Source organism: Alteromonas sp. AWQ4_252 (assembly GCF_056158205.1).
The window spans coordinates 349,391-365,156 of the sequence record NZ_JBSWSV010000001.1; the positions used below are offsets into that span (position 1 = coordinate 349,391).

Here is a 15,766-nt window from a genome sequence, read left to right on the forward strand (position 1 = left end):
AAATTACAGGGATTTGTTGGACCAGGTTACTGCCCGCGCTGGTACAGGTGGGCCAGTTTTGGTTACAATCCGCTCATCATTCTGATGCAGGATAAATTATGTCGCAACACGCCGCTGCACGTTCAGTCGTGCGCATCGCCACCCGAAAAAGTGCATTGGCCTTATGGCAGGCAGAATATGTAAAAGCCCGACTTCTAGAAGCGCATCCGCGCCTCACTGTAGAACTTGTTCCAATGAGCACGCAGGGCGATAAAATTCTCGACACACCGCTGGCGAAAATTGGTGGTAAAGGTCTGTTCATTAAGGAACTGGAAGTAGCCATGCTTGAAGGCCGTGCTGATATTGCCGTTCACAGTATGAAAGACGTACCCGTTGCGTTTCCTGAAGGCTTTGGTTTGCATGCTATTTGCCCCCGAGAAAATCCATTTGACGCCTTTGTTTCTAATCGGTTTGACAGCCTTGATGCGCTGCCCGAAGGCGCTGTAGTAGGTACCTCAAGCCTGCGTCGTCAGTGTCAGATCCGCAAACATCGCCCTGACCTTGTGATAAAAGACCTCAGAGGCAATGTGAACACCCGTCTGGCTAAGCTCGACCACGCCGAATACGATGCCATTATTCTTGCTGCAGCCGGATTAATTCGCTTGGGTATGCAGGAGCGTATCGTGCAGCAGATGCCTCCGGAATTATCCTTGCCTGCCGTTGGACAGGGCGCGGTAGGTATTGAATGTCGCAATGATGATCACGAGCTCATTGCATTGCTGGCAGCACTGAACGACGAAACCACCGCAAGCCGGGTCATTGCTGAGCGCGCCATGAACGCACGTCTTGAAGGGGGTTGTCAGGTGCCTATTGGCAGTTTTGCCACTCTGGACGACACCACGCTTACCCTCAGCGGTATGGTAGGCAGTGTGGATGGCACAACCCTGTTGTATGCGTCGGCTACCGGTCATCAAAGCCGGGCGCAGGAATTGGGCATAGAAGTGGCAGATGCGCTACTGGCCCAGGGTGCCGGAGAGATCCTTGAGGCATTAAAACAATAATATGTTGCTTCTTACCCGCCCCGAACAAAAGCTAAAGGCCAGTATTACGGCCTTTAGAAAGGCGGGTATTGACGTTACCGGCGTCGCGCCCGTCACAATTGCGTTTAATCAGCAACAAATGCAGTTGTGTCAGGCGCGGTTTTCTCGCTCAGCACCAGACATTACCATTGTCACCAGTACCTTTGCCGCGAAAACTATTACCGATGAGGTTTATTTTCGATCCGAAACACAATGGCTTGCCGTAGGCACTTCAAGTGCAGATATTTTGCGTAGTGCAGGCCTCAGCGTCACTGTACCTGAACAGCAAAACTCTGAAGGTTTGCTCACATTAACGCAACTCAATGGTGCAAATTGTCAGCAAATCGTTATTATTAAGGGTGAAGGTGGTCGAACCACTTTGCCAAACACCTTGCGAGCAAGAGGTCACGAGGTGGAAGAATATTTGTTTTATTCTCGCAAGCCCCTTGCCCACCCTATACAAACGGATGATTGGCAGTGGCCTGCAATTACAGGCATAGTGGCGACCAGTGGAGAAATGGCTGAACAACTGTTTCGCAACTATGATAAACAAACTCTTTGCGCGCGCCCATGGCTGACAGTTAGCCAACGAATTGCGGAAAAGCTGCACGCAGAGGGAGTAAGCAATATCGCCGTGTGCGATAATGCCAGTGACATCGTGCTTATTGCGTGGATAAAGGACAATTGGGAGTAATACATGGCTGACAACGATACTAAACCAACGGATCAGAAACTGGTTGTGCAGGATAAACCCGCCGCCGACAAGTCTGCTGCGTCTGCCCCCGTCAGCAATAAAAATCAGCGCAAGGACAAACCTGCCAAACCCCGTTCCCGCGGCCTGTTGTGGTTTGTGGTAATTATTGCCTTACTCATTGCCGCAGGTACGGCGGCAGCCGGTTACTGGTACATTTGGAAAAAGGGTGATACCACAGCAGGCGTAGTAGCAGAACAAAACAAGCAACAAGCTGCGCTGGCATCGTTAACGGCCGACAACAACGCTCTTCAACAACAGCTTATTGCCCTGGAAAAAAGCAAACAGGCACTAGCTGAAACGGTTAATAGCCTTACAAGTAAAACAGAGTCTATGCAGTTGCAAACTGAGCAACTGCTTTCCCAACTGAATGATATGGAAGGCCGCAGACCGTCTGACTGGTTGATTGCAGAAGCTGATTACCTGGTGCGAATGGCCGGCCGCAAAGTCTGGTTAGAAAAAGACACCGACACCGCTATTTTGCTTCTACAAAATGCCGACGACCGTTTGAAAGAGTTATCTGACCCTTCAGTGATCCCAATACGCGGCTTCATTGCTGAAGATATCCAAAGCCTTCGTCAGGCCAATACCATAGACCGGGTAAAACTCGCACTAACCTTATCCGGTATGCTCAACAAAGCCGACACCTTGCCTCTGAACACCTTTGTTCGCCCACGAGACGAAGCTGAAAAAGAGGCATTGTCTGAATCTGTTGACGACTGGCAGTCGAATTTAGCCAAGGTCTGGCGTTCCATCGTCAATGATTTTATTTCAGTGAATCGCACCGACGCCCCGGTTGAACCTATGATGACATCACAGGAAGAGTGGTTGTATAAAGAGCAGTTTAAACTGCAAATTATGCAAGCTCAGTCTGCGGCAATGGCCGGTGAAAATGCGTTGTTTTCCCATTCTTTAAACAACGCAATTTCACTGTTGAATAGCAAATTTGACGCAGACGCGCCGAAAGTGCAAGGCACTGTGTCAGCACTGAATACGTTACTTGAAAGCAACGTGGAAGAGGCATTGCCGACGTCACTTGAAGCCATGGCACCACTACAACGCTTACTTGAACAGCGCGTAGAAGGCGCATTTGGAAATGGCGCGGAGGCATTATGAAGCGTCTGATAAAACTCATACTGCTTATTGTTTTCCTGCTGGCGGCAATGCTCATTGCGCCTCAGGTTGTTGGCGATAAGGGATATGTGCTCATATCCATGGGCACGGTCAACATAGAAATGACCGTTGTCAGCCTGTGCATTTCTTTATTAGTTTTTGCTATCTGTAGCTGGATTTTATGGCGCCTGATCTCCCGATCACTTGGCCTCATATCGGGTTCACGAACCTGGTTCGGCGGTCGTAGTCGTCGCAAACGCTTACGCAAGTTTTATCGTGGCTATCAAGCTATGGCTGAGGGCGATTTAGAGGGTGCAAAAAAAGCGCTGCAAGAAACCACCGACGGCGATTTTGATGGCGTGAACTACCTTGCCGCTGCACAAGTGGCACACGCACTGAATGAACCTGAACGGGTGACCATGCTGCTGGAACGTGCTGCGGAATACGACAACGCCAAAGTGGCGGCATTCATCGTGCTGGCTCGCAACGATTTAGCCCAAGGCAAGCAGCAAGCGGCCTTGGACAGACTAAACGAACTTGACGACACGGCCGCAAAGCATCCGCAGGTTATTCGCTTAAAAGCACAGGCAATGGGCGAACTGGGCCAGTGGCAGGCGCTACAGGAACAACTACCCCAGTGGCGTAAACCATTAAAAGACGATTACATCACCTGGGCACAAACGGTTGCCAAAGGAAAATTTGCTGAAATAGCCAGCAAGCAAGGAGCAAACGCGTTGCGTCAGTACTGGCAGGATCTTCCTCGCAAGTTTCGCAATGACGAAGCCTATCGTGCTGCCTACGCACAGCAGTTGCTGGAACAAGGCATGCACAAAGAAGCTGAAACCAATTTGGTTGAGTGGCAGAAAAAAGGCCCTCATCCCATTTTGCTTCCGCTGATGTCGCAAATCAGTATGCCCAACCCGGCAGCTGCCATTGCGCAATTGGAAAAATGGATCAAGCAAGATGGGGAGAATCCGGTGCTTTATTCAACCTTGGGACATCTGGCATTTAACGCTGGCGAAGACATTCTTGCTGAGAAAGTGCTGCTAAAAGCCGTGAAATTACAGGAAAACCAGCGGGATCTCATGGCACTGGCTGAAATTAGCGAACGTCGTCATAACGATGCCCAAGCCCTTTCACTTTACAAGCGCGGATTCGCAGCAGAGTAAAAATTCGGGGGTTGCTATTTGGTAGCGCCCCGGCTTATAGTAATTAACAGAACTTGTCGGAGTGCTTCGTTTTCAACACTGAAAACAAGCTGAGACCGCATTGCGGGATCCGTAGAACCTGATCAGGCTAATACCTGCGAAGGGAACAAGATAGCAGCATCACCACATCAGCAACTTTTTTTGTTGCTGAACGTTGCAGACATCCGTCTCGCCGTTTTTGCTGCCCCCTTGTATTCACTCCTGACAAGCATTTACTCCCTAAAATTAAGGATTTAATGCTATGTCAACACGACGTCAAAAACGCGAACAGGCCCAGGAATTTATCGCTTCATTAAAGGGCCAGGTGTTTCCAGGCTCTTACCGCCATTACGAAACCGGATCTACGCCAGATATTCGCGTACCCATGCGACTGATTAAACAAACCCCCACGGCTTTGAGCAGCGGTGATACCGAAACGAACCCACCTATTCCGCTATACGATGCCGCCGGTGTTTTTGGCGACCCTGACATCGACGTAGACGTTACCCAGGGTATTCCACTGGTGCGCGACAAATGGATTGCTGCGCGGCAAGACACTCAACCTGTGGCGCAATCAGAATCAGCATACACTCAGGCTCGCGATGCCGACATCACTACAGAAAATATCCGATTCAAAGCCAAACCAAACATGCTCAAAGCGCTGGCGGGTAAAACGGTGACTCAGCTTCACTATGCCCGGCAAGGCATTATCACGCAGGAAATGGAATACATCGCTATTCGAGAAAACATGGGAAGAGCCGCCATTACAGAGCCGCATTTAACGCAACAACACCCTGGAGAAAGCTTTGGCGCCCGCATCCCAGATAGTATTACGCCTGAATTCGTCAGACAGGAAGTGGCGGCTGGCCGGGCCATTATTCCGGCCAATATTAATCACCCTGAAGCCGAGCCAATGATTATTGGGCGTAACTTTTTGGTGAAAGTGAATGCTAACATCGGTAATTCTGCTGTTACGTCGTCCATTGAAGAGGAAGTAGAAAAACTGGTGTGGGCCACCCGCTGGGGTGCCGACACGGTGATGGATTTGTCTACCGGACGCAACATTCACGAAACCCGGGAGTGGTTGCTGCGCAACAGCCCTGTTCCCATTGGTACCGTGCCAATATATCAGGCCCTGGAGAAAGTGAACGGCATTGCCGAAGATCTCGATTGGCAGGTGTTCCGCGACACCCTCATCGAGCAAGCCGAACAAGGAGTCGATTACTTCACCATTCACGCGGGTGTGCGCTTGCCCTTCGTGCCCATGACGGCAAATCGTGTCACGGGTATTGTGTCTCGCGGCGGCGCGATTATGGCGAAGTGGTGTTTATACCACCATCAGGAAAGTTTCTTATATCAACACTTCCGGGATATTTGCGAAATTTGTGCGGCGTACGATGTCAGCCTGTCGCTAGGCGATGGCCTGCGTCCCGGCTCTGTAGCAGACGCAAACGATGAAGCCCAGTTTGCCGAACTTCGTACCTTGGGTGAACTGACAAAAATAGCCTGGGAATATGACGTGCAGGTAATGATAGAAGGCCCAGGACATGTGCCCATGCACCTCATCAAAGAAAACATGGAAGAGCAGCTTGAACATTGTCACGAAGCGCCTTTCTATACCCTCGGGCCACTTACCACAGACATCGCACCGGGTTACGACCATTTTACGTCAGGCATTGGTGCTGCCATGATTGGTTGGTACGGCTGTGCCATGCTGTGTTATGTCACGCCCAAGGAACATCTGGGTTTGCCCGACAAAGACGATGTTAAACAGGGGCTTATCACCTACAAAATTGCGGCTCACGCGGCCGATTTAGCCAAAGGGCACCCTGGCGCGCAAATTCGAGACAACGCCATGTCGAAAGCGCGCTTTGAATTTCGTTGGGAAGACCAGTTTAACCTGGCCCTAGACCCTTACACTGCACGAGCGTATCACGATGAAACTCTGCCTCAGGCTGCCAACAAAGTCGCCCACTTTTGCAGCATGTGCGGGCCCAAGTTTTGCTCAATGAAAATTTCACAGGAAGTGCGCGATCACGCCGCTGAACACCAAAAAGGCATGGCCGATATGGCGGCGAAATTTTCTGCCGGGGGCAGCCAGCTGTACGTCGATGCAGCTGAAGCCGGGAAGTAAGTTATGTCACCCTTTATTCTTTTGGTAGGCGGTATAGACAGTAGCGGTGGCGCGGGACTCATTCAGGACACCCGCGCAGCCCAGGCTTTTGGTTTACATGCAGCAGTTGCAACCACGTTGGTGTCGTCGCAAAGCCATACGGGCACCAGCGCAGTTGTGCCGGTTGATAGTGCTGTATTTGCCGGTCAGTTAGATGCAGCGTTTACCTGTGGCATTCCGGCAGTAATTAAAATTGGGGCACTGGCCAATGCAGAGCAGGTCTATTTACTGGTGGAAAAACTTAAATCCTACCCAGCCATTCCGGTGGTGTGGGACCCAGTGCAGGCCACATCTACCAATGTTGCTTTAGGTTTTCTCACTGCCGACACTGCCGCTGAACTGCTACCTTTTATCACCGTGCTTACGCCCAATATCAACGAGCTGGGCACTATTACCGGTTTGCCGGTAAACGATGACAAAGCGCAGCTTATCGCAGCCCACAATTTGTTGGCGTACGGCTGTGACTATGTGCTGGTTAAAGGCGGTCATCAGCAGTGCGATACTGTTTCCGACACCTTGTACCACACTGAAACTACGTGGCACTACCGTCATATGTACAAGTCGAACTTTAGCCTTCGGGGCTCAGGCTGTTTGCTGGCCACAGCAATTGCCAGCGCCATGGCAAAAGACTTTGCCATAGAAGATGCGGTTTGCCAGGCAGAAGCCGTGATGGCTTATGCTTTTGATCACGCGATAACCGTAACCGACAACATAGGTGCAACCACCTGTGTATCAGTTCCTACCGACAGAGCGTATTTCCCTTATGTTTATCGTGATTACACGTACTTTTCGAAGTTGCCAGCATTCGCACCGCTTCGCCACAAATCACCGGGATTATACCCGGTGGTCGACAGTGTGGAGTGGTTAGCCCGATTGCTGCCCATGGGGATACGCATTATTCAGCTCAGGCTAAAAGCCAGCCAGTACAGTATTAGCGATATCGGTATGGCCATTAAACGGGCAGTGAAGCTGGCTGAACAGTATGACACCCAGCTATTTATTAACGACCACTGGGAGTTGGCTATCGAGCACGGCGCATTTGGCGTGCACCTGGGGCAAAGTGATTTAAACCACGCCAACTTACATAAAATTGCTAGCGCCGGATTGCGTTTGGGCGTATCTACCCACGGTTACGCTGAGCTTTGTCGTGGCCTTACTCTGCGCCCCTCCTACATTGCACTAGGCCATGTGTACCCTACACAAACTAAAAACATGCCGTCGTCACCCCAAGGCCCGGTTCGCTTGGCACAATACTCAGCTTTGTGCGGCAACACACCTACCGTCGCCATTGGAGGAATAAAACTGCACAACCTTGATGCAGTCCTGGCCGCCGATGTAGATAGTGTGGCCGTTGTCACTGCCATCACCGAACATCACTCACCTGCAGATGTAGTTGCCGAGTTTACGCACCGAATCCAGCACGCCCGGCCTTCAGCCAGACAACCCGAATGTCTGCCTAAACAGCCTTTTTCGGCACTTACCAGCAATACCACACCTTGTGCAGATACGGTGAATTATGCTGACTAAACAAGAATACAGCCGGTATAGCCGGCATTTACTGCTCGATACATTCGACGAGCAAGCGCAGGAAGCACTGAAGCAAGCAACTGTTATGGTGTTTGGCGTAGGTGGTTTGGGTAATCAGGTAACAATGGCATTGGCAAGCGCCGGCGTTGGCAAACTGGTACTCATTGACGACGATCATGTGGACATTAGCAACCTGCCCCGGCAATGGCTTTTTGGTTCTGAAGAAGTGGGGAAAACAAAAGTGGATGCTGCCGCCCAACGCCTTAATGCTCTTAACCCGCACTGCAACGTACTAACAGTGCCCTTTGTAAACGACAAAGCTTGCATAAGTAAGCACTTGCAAACTACAGACATACTGGTCGACTGCACTGATAATCAAACAGCCCGTTTTTTTATTAACCGCTTGGCGTACACCCACCACATTCCACTTATTACCGCTGCGGCCAGTGGATTCATCGCCTCGGTGGTAGCACTTCAACCCTGGTTGAAAACCGGTTGCTACCAGTGTTTGAAAGACAGCGTAAACGATGTACAAACCTGTATCGACCAAGGTATTTACAGCCCGGTGGTGGCCATGGCCGGACAACTACAGGCCATGTTAACGCTAAATTTTCTTACCGGCGTGATACCAATTGATTGGGGACAACTAATCCGTTTCGATGCCAAAGGCTTTCGCTTACAACACTATACCCTGGCGCCAGATCCGGCTTGCCCTGTGTGTGGAGACTAACATGCAAGTATTTTTTAATGACGACCCGGTTGCCGTACCGAAAGAATGCAGCCTGGAAAAACTGGTGAGTGAACTCACCCCAGGCACCACAAAACTGGCAGTGGCGGTAAACCAAACCATTGTTCCACGCTCCCAGTGGACAAACTTTGCTTTATCGGAAAACGACAACATCGCCGCTTTTACTTTGGTTGCGGGAGGATAAACCATGCTAAATTTAGCCAATACGCCATTTTCCTCACGATTACTTACCGGCACAGGTAAGTTTGCATCCCCCGAACAAATGCGCGACGCCATAACAGCCAGTGAAAGCCAAATTGTGACACTGGCGCTAAAGCGACTAAATACTAAAGACACTAAGCAAGACTCAACCCTGGCATACTTGCAAGCTATGAACGTAACCTTATTGCCCAACACTTCCGGTGCAGGCAATGCAGAAGAAGCCATTTACGCCGCCAACCTCGCCAGAGAATTGCTGGGCACATCGTGGTTGAAACTCGAAATCCATCCTGATCAACGCTATTTATTGCCCGACCCTATAGAAACGCTAAAAGCAGCAGAAGCGCTGGTGAAAGACGGCTTCAAGGTGCTGCCGTATTGCAGCGCCGACCCCGTGCTCTGCAAGCGTTTAGAAGACGTTGGCTGCGCTGCCGTTATGCCACTAGGTGCGCCCATTGGCTCTAATCTTGGGCTTAAAACCCGTGATTTTCTCAGCATTATTGTGGAACAAGCGGCCGTACCGGTTATTGTCGATGCCGGCATTGGCAGCCCCAGTGACGCTTGCGCCGCCATGGAAATGGGTGTCGATGGCGTACTGGTGAACACCGCCATTGCCACCGCTCGCCAACCCATCGATATGGCCGTGGCTTTTGCCAAAGCCGTAGAATGTGGCAGACAAGCCTATCTTGCGGGTACAGCAAGCCGCCAGCATGAAGCTGCGGCCACAAGCCCGTTCACCACATTTTTGGATTCACTCCAATGACTATTGCCAGCACATTGATGGCGCATCAGTGGGACGATATCACCTTATCGATATACGGAAAAACTAAAGCAGATGTGCTTGCGGCGCTTGGTAACCCCAATCCGACCTGGGACGATTTTCTCGCGCTGATTTCGCCCGCTGCCGAGCCCTATGTAGCCACCATGGCCGAGCGAGCACAACGCCTGACTCGCCAGCGGTTTGGCAATACTGTTTCGTTATTTGTACCGCTGTATCTTTCTAACCTGTGCGCCAACGAATGTACTTACTGTGGGTTTACCATGAGTAATCGCATTAAGCGCACGCGCTTGAACCGCGAAGAAATTGCATGGGAAGTACAGGCTATAAAAGCCATGGGCTTTGATTCTGTGTTACTCGTAACAGGCGAGCACGAAACCAAAGCAGGCATGGCGTACTTCGAAGAGGTGCTACCGGTTATCACGCCCCATTTCAGTTCGGTGGCCATGGAAGTACAACCGCTTAGTGAAAACGAATATCAGCAACTTAAACAATGGGGCGTAAACACCGTGCTGGTGTATCAGGAAACTTACCATACTATGCGCTACGGCCACTACCATTTGCGTGGCCAAAAAGCTGATTTCGATTGGCGTCTGCACACCCCGGAACGCTTAGGACAAGCAAGCATGAACAAAATAGGTTTGGGAGCCCTGCTCGGGTTGTCTGACTGGCGCACCGACAGTGCTTTCACCGCCTTACACCTTCAACTTTTACAACAGCGTTACTGGCAAAGCCGGTTTTCAGTCGCGTTTCCCCGCATTCGTCCCTGCACCGGCGGCGGCATAGCACCAGTGAATGCGATTACCGATAAGCAGCTGGTACAACTAATTTGTGCCTACCGGCTGTTTCAACCCGAAGTGGAGCTTACTCTATCTACCCGGGAAAGCGCTAATTTCAGAGACAACGTGGTGCCTATCGCCATCAACACTATCTCTGCTGCATCGCAAACACAACCCGGCGGGTACAGCGTACCCTCCACAGCCTTAGAACAATTTGCCACAGAAGACACCCGCTCGGTAGATGATGTGATTCAAGCCATGCAACGGCAACATCTCGACCCGGTATGGCACGACTGGCTACCGGGGTTTGGTTAGTGTCAGTCGTGCCTTGTTTTGTCTTGCCTTCTTTAATGCCAGGACACAATACCAATAGTGCCATGCCAACACAGGTACAGTACGACGACAATTTGAAGTAGCGTAAAGCCGCAGCACAAGGTGCGTAAAACCAGGTTCACAGCTAGTTTTCTATTGCGTATAAGTAAGTAGGCTGAATACGCCGTACCAAGTGCAAATAAAATGCTGGTGAACCACAACCCGACAGATACCACGCCAAGGCTGCCTAACCGGGTTATTGGCGACATCAAACCTAACAAAAGAAAAAGTAAAAAGCTCCAGGCCGATGCAAGGCTAATTAGCGTTGCCCTTCGGGTCAGTTCTGCACCTTCGCTTTTATAACGATTCTTCCACAACTTGTATATCCACACCGGCGTTACCAACGACAGTACTACAAAAAGTAGTAGCCAACACACCAATACAAACTTGTCGGTCAACGCTAAGAATGCTGATTCTTTTTTGAAAACCCTGTCTCCATAGTGAATAACCTTACCTAGTACAGGATCGTTCGCTTCAATCATAACAACCTCATTTTTATCGTTTTTCCACTTCCCCTTGCCAGCGTAATAAAGCTCACGATACCAGCCTGAAGGGAATACACTGGAAAATAAAGCTTGGTTCTCATTGACCACCAGTTTGTTTGATGAAGCAATGCGTTCCAGAAAGGCTATAGTTGGATTTCTGGGGTTTTGATAACGGTAGTAGCCGTGAAGGGCCTTGTTGGCGTGCTCATCGGTTTTTTCAAGCTCAGGCTTAGGAAACTTTGCGGTGAGATGGTCGCTTATCGCTTTCACCACAGCCCGAAACCCCGGGCCATTTTCGGTACTCTGTAGAACAACAAAGCCGGTGTTAAAGTCGGGGGAATAGGAAAACTCAGATAACCAACCTGGCAATGCACCGTCGTGGCCTCGAAAGCGCCAGCCGTTGTAGTACCGGGCATAGTTATAAACGCCGTAACCAGCCGGAAATACGCTTGCATTGGTACCGTGAGAATGTTCCATCCGTTCATAGCCTGAGGGCGACAATAGCGCTTCGTTGCGGTTCGCCAATGCCGATAGCAATGTTACCGCATCACTAATACTCATACTTAACCCGCCGGCGTAAGTCATGAGTACGGGTTTATAATCAACAGCGCTTCCCTTTGCGTAGCCTGTGGCCAGGTTCGCAGGGTTATTACTGTAGCTAGCACTATTGATGCTAAGAGGCGCAAAAATATATTGCTGAGCATAAACAGCAAATGGCATACCGGTAATCCGTTCAACAATAAGGGCAGCCACCACGGCAGCTGAGTTGGTATATGCATGTCTCGACCCTGGCGGCCAGCGGGATGTGCGGCTGTCAGCATCAACTGCCAGTGCATCTACAAGACTAAGACGGGGTTCATTATTGTAGGCAAACGCTTTTAACGAAATGTCACGCCACCCCGTGGTATTTTCAACCAAATGTAGTACTTTTAACGGGGCGGTGTCTCGCCAAGGGTTTTTAAAAGGTACATCGGGAACATGGCTCGCCAATGTATCATCGAGGTTTAACTGGCCTGACTCCACCAGCTGCATAATGGCAATGCCCACAATCATCTTGCTGACTGACGCTACCCGGTAAGCAGTGTCTGGCGTTACTGCATTATTGCTCTGTAGATCAGCCACACCAAATGTCGCAATGTGAGTGGCCCCGTTTTTATCTACTATCCCATAACTTACTGACGACAACCTGTGCTGTTGTACCAGCTTTTGTATTTTTTCATCAAGCGCCCCTACCCCATCCATTTGATGCTCTTCGGCTATGCCGTAGCAGCAAAATAGTAAGAGGAAAATTACGCCTGTTAATCTTAATAGTGTAGACAATGCTATGCTCCTGGTTACATTATGTGCTTTGAGAGATAGCATCCTTACCCAAGGTATTGACGTCTGGTAGGAAACTTTTGTGATGTCTTGTTATTATGCGATAAGATGGGATGTTCACAAAAAGTCACACTGATAAGCAGCTGATTTATGTCAAAAAAACCAGAAGAGACGACTATTTATGCCTTCGGCGATTTTCAGCTGAATACAGCTTCAGAACGGCTAATCAAAGGCGATGAATCTGTGGCTATAGAGCCTCAGTTGTACGCATTACTATGGCTTTTCATTCAGCATCCCGGCGTTATCTTGTCAAAGCCAGTAATAGAATCAGAAGTATGGGCGGGTCGCCCTGTATCAGATGACGCATTACGCGCAGCCATTAAAAAGCTCAGAGATGTACTTCAGGATGATGCCCGTGCACCCCGTTTTATTAAAACGATTCCCAAACAGGGTTTTAAGTGGCTAGCCAGGGTTGATGTAATACAAGAACCTGTCGTAAAAACGCAGAAAATCAAAACAACTACTCTTTGGTTAGTTTGCTTTGCAGCCCTTGCAGTGCTTGCCCTCGCGGGCTGGTATGGCTTTTCCACCCCCAACCCAAACAAAGCCAACCCCGACGGTGTGACTATTACCCGCCTCACCAACATGACTGGCTCTGAGGTTGACGCTGATTACAATGCCAGCAGCAATGTGCTTGCGGTAATACACCGGGATTCTCGTGGCAGCCCGCAACAACTTTACCTTAAATCGCTGAATAGTAATGTAATAACCCGGTTGAGTTGGGACAATGCCAATTACCATGACAGCTATTGGTCACACGATGGAAAAAAGCTGGTGTTTATGCGCCTGCATGAACATCGTGAAAACTGGTATATCGCCCATATCGATAACATGCAGAACGTCACACAACTCGATGCCATCACAAGCCCCTTGCTAGACAAAAAGTATGTCATTGGCTGGACAATCAATGACAATGGCCTCCTGTTAGCCGAAGAAATGCAGCCTGGAAAGCAGCACCGGATTTACGAATTTGATCTTACCTCAACAACAATAACGGCCCTGACCAACCCCAATGTGGCAGGCCGTGGCGATTACGCGGCCGCGCTTTCACCAGACGGAAGCAAACTTGCCATTTTGCGCGAAGAAGTCGCCAGAGAAGCCTCGTTACTCATCACTTCAATGAATAACGGCAACTTAGTGGCTAATCTTACCCTGCCTTTTGTGCCCAGCCGGTTAGTATGGACACCTTCTGGAAACACTGTCGCCATGAGCAGTTTTTACGGCGACCATTTGAGATATAGCGTGCTTGATGGCGCAACCAGTAGCACACCACACCTGCCTGAGAACAGTTTGGATTTTTTCGCTTCTTGCGGAGAAACCTGTTACATCATGCGCCAACATAACGGTAACTTCCTCGATCTTCAGGAAACGCCACTTTCCGCTCTTCACAATACAGAGTCTGACGCAGCAAGTTTGCCGCTAATAGGCAGCGGCAGGCTTATCAGACTTAACAACGCGCAGAATTACCCTCAATATTTACCGCAAGACAAAGGCGTATTTTTTGTTTCCCTACAGGGCAAACAACTGCTTTTTCAGCAATTAACTCAGCAGAACAGCGAGCGAACTATTGCCACACTCGACAGCCAGTTACGGTTGAACACCGTGGTGGTATCACCAGACGGTAGCCTGGTGGCAGGCTCGGCAAACGGCCGCTTGTTTATTAGTAGCCTGAGTAACGAGGAACCACTGCCCGTATCGTTTCTAACCAGCGCGCTGGAAAGGCATGAGAACCCGGTTTGGCATCAGAACGGCGAGCAACTTTACGTGTCGAGACTTACCGCCAATCAGCCGGATATTGTGGCGTTTGATGTTGCCAGTAAGCAGATAACACCTGTGGCCACTAACCTTTTGGCTTTCGCGCCAGTACCCCAGTCGCCGTCTCTGGCCATGGGTGTTACGGCAGATTTACAGGTGGTTACGCTAACGAATAACAACGGAGAGTGGCAACAAGAGTCAAATATAGGCAAGGTAACCTCCGCTTCTCCTAACCGCTGGTACCTTACCCATGATGCGCTTTATCACACTAAGTACCAGATCCCCGAGGCTTTCCTGTGCAAACTGTTATTGAAGCCGGTGAACGAAGAAGACTCGCAGGAGCAATGCTGGTCTGTGGGTGACAATCGCTTCCGTCTTCACTTCGATATTTCCTCCACCGAGGAAAAAGTGATGTTGGTAGAATCACTCAGTGCCCAAAGCGATATTATAAAGCTGAGCTGGTGAAGAACGTAAGTTCTTAATTAATCAGCTCCGCCTTCAACATTCGCTGGTTGCTTTGCCAGTGGTGATAACCCATTGATAGATAAATCCTGTAACGTCAAACCACGGTTAATATCAATGCCTGTATACCACCACTCGTGGGCATCAATGCTAATAGGCCCACGTACACGCTCGAAGAAGTGTGTAGGGAAGGTAAAGCCATCTATTTCTGTGTATTTAAGATAAGTGGTATCGGCATGTGCACCTTTTGTGGCATCGAAACCATCCAGGGTGATGTGTACCCGATAGGTTAACGTCGATTGTTTGTTTATCCATAACGTCACATAGTCCCGTTCTGACAAACCAAAACCCGGGCTTAACTGGGCGTTGATGCGATAATACGCAGTGCCGTCTTCAGTGACATCCGGCAACCTTTTCCAGTTATGTACCCGGTCATGTAACGCTAATGGCCCAAGGGTAAACAGGTAAAACGCGTCAGCGGTAAGTGCAGCTGCCGCATTTTTCTGTTCGTCGTTGGTGATCTCGCCGTTATACGCCACTTTTACCACTTTTGGCGCTCGATAAACCTGCTTGTTTCCGCCCTCGCCCTGATAGTTTGCAAAATACAACTGCTCGCCTAACAACAATCTTTCTTCCGATTGCTGCCGATAGTCGGCATCTGCAATTAACGGCTGAATTTGTGTAACCAGAAAGTGCCACTCGCCATCTATTGCTACGTTTAAATCGTTTAAATCACTAAGCCTGTCGCCGCCGTGTTTTGACAGTGTGAGTGCAAAGATGTCGTCAGCCGTGCGGTTGTCAGGCAGTTGTTGTAAAGCCTGTTCAAACTGGGGCGACGTTTTCGCACACCCGCCACAAATCAATGCCAGTGCCAACAATACATATTTATTTGGCAATTTATTCAATGAACCGGTGAGAGGAAACCCCATCTTGATTCTCTATAACTGTAATGCATGTGTATCTTTTATACAGCGAAGCGAGTGTTGTGGATTATTAACGTAAG

At 49.7% G+C, this 15,766-nt stretch carries 13 protein-coding genes and 1 riboswitch; of the genes, 11 read left to right on the forward strand and 2 right to left on the reverse strand.

Features of this window, described 5'->3' with window-relative positions; translation table 11 throughout:
* Positions 1-98 precede the first annotated feature (98 nt).
* The 10 genes from hemC (at position 99) to thiH (ending at position 10,627) form a co-directional block, all read left to right on the forward strand.
* Positions 99-1,040 carry a hydroxymethylbilane synthase gene (gene hemC, locus ACXACM_RS01635; protein ID WP_474819334.1) on the forward strand — a complete coding sequence of 314 codons (942 nt, stop codon included), beginning with the start codon at positions 99-101 and terminating at the stop codon, positions 1,038-1,040.
* A gap of 1 nt (position 1,041) precedes the next feature.
* Positions 1,042-1,752: a uroporphyrinogen-III synthase gene (locus tag ACXACM_RS01640; RefSeq protein WP_474819336.1), complete on the forward strand. Its 711-nt coding sequence runs from the start codon at positions 1,042-1,044 to the stop codon at positions 1,750-1,752.
* A 3-nt stretch (positions 1,753-1,755) separates the two neighbouring features.
* Complete coding sequence (locus ACXACM_RS01645) at positions 1,756-2,925, forward strand: uroporphyrinogen-III C-methyltransferase (protein WP_474819338.1); 1,170 nt, start codon at positions 1,756-1,758, stop codon at positions 2,923-2,925.
* The gene (locus ACXACM_RS01650) at positions 2,922-4,091 is read left to right on the forward strand and encodes a heme biosynthesis HemY N-terminal domain-containing protein (protein ID WP_474819339.1); all 1,170 of its coding nucleotides are present in this window, start codon (positions 2,922-2,924) and stop codon (positions 4,089-4,091) included. The genes ACXACM_RS01645 and ACXACM_RS01650 overlap by 4 nt, the downstream gene beginning before the upstream one ends.
* A gap of 47 nt (positions 4,092-4,138) precedes the next feature.
* Positions 4,139-4,253: riboswitch (TPP riboswitch) on the forward strand.
* A gap of 118 nt (positions 4,254-4,371) precedes the next feature.
* Complete coding sequence (thiC, locus tag ACXACM_RS01655) at positions 4,372-6,243, forward strand: phosphomethylpyrimidine synthase ThiC (RefSeq protein WP_474819340.1); 1,872 nt, start codon at positions 4,372-4,374, stop codon at positions 6,241-6,243.
* 3 nt (positions 6,244-6,246) lie between these two features.
* A complete protein-coding gene (gene thiE, locus ACXACM_RS01660) occupies positions 6,247-7,809 on the forward strand; it encodes a thiamine phosphate synthase (protein WP_474819342.1) in 1,563 nt (520 codons plus the stop codon).
* Positions 7,799-8,539 carry a HesA/MoeB/ThiF family protein gene (locus ACXACM_RS01665; RefSeq protein WP_474819343.1) on the forward strand — a complete coding sequence of 247 codons (741 nt, stop codon included), beginning with the start codon at positions 7,799-7,801 and terminating at the stop codon, positions 8,537-8,539. Before thiE ends, ACXACM_RS01665 begins: the two co-directional genes overlap by 11 nt.
* A gap of 1 nt (position 8,540) precedes the next feature.
* Entirely contained in the window at positions 8,541-8,741 is a 201-nt protein-coding gene (gene thiS, locus ACXACM_RS01670) for a sulfur carrier protein ThiS (RefSeq protein ID WP_474819345.1), read from the forward strand.
* 3 nt (positions 8,742-8,744) lie between these two features.
* The gene (locus tag ACXACM_RS01675; RefSeq protein ID WP_474819346.1) at positions 8,745-9,518 is read left to right on the forward strand and encodes a thiazole synthase; all 774 of its coding nucleotides are present in this window, start codon (positions 8,745-8,747) and stop codon (positions 9,516-9,518) included.
* Positions 9,515-10,627: a 2-iminoacetate synthase ThiH gene (gene thiH / locus ACXACM_RS01680; RefSeq protein ID WP_474819348.1), complete on the forward strand. Its 1,113-nt coding sequence runs from the start codon at positions 9,515-9,517 to the stop codon at positions 10,625-10,627. Before ACXACM_RS01675 ends, thiH begins: the two co-directional genes overlap by 4 nt.
* A gap of 32 nt (positions 10,628-10,659) precedes the next feature.
* Here thiH and ACXACM_RS01685 read toward each other — a convergent pair whose 3' ends face one another.
* A complete protein-coding gene (locus ACXACM_RS01685) occupies positions 10,660-12,489 on the reverse strand; it encodes a serine hydrolase domain-containing protein (RefSeq protein ID WP_474819349.1) in 1,830 nt (609 codons plus the stop codon).
* Positions 12,490-12,636: 147 nt separating this feature from the next.
* Between ACXACM_RS01685 and ACXACM_RS01690 the strand changes: the two genes are divergently transcribed.
* A complete protein-coding gene (locus ACXACM_RS01690) occupies positions 12,637-14,766 on the forward strand; it encodes a winged helix-turn-helix domain-containing protein (protein ID WP_474819350.1) in 2,130 nt (709 codons plus the stop codon).
* A 17-nt stretch (positions 14,767-14,783) separates the two neighbouring features.
* Here ACXACM_RS01690 and ACXACM_RS01695 read toward each other — a convergent pair whose 3' ends face one another.
* The gene (locus ACXACM_RS01695; protein ID WP_474819352.1) at positions 14,784-15,692 is read right to left on the reverse strand and encodes a hypothetical protein; all 909 of its coding nucleotides are present in this window, start codon (positions 15,690-15,692) and stop codon (positions 14,784-14,786) included.
* Positions 15,693-15,766 lie beyond the last annotated feature (74 nt).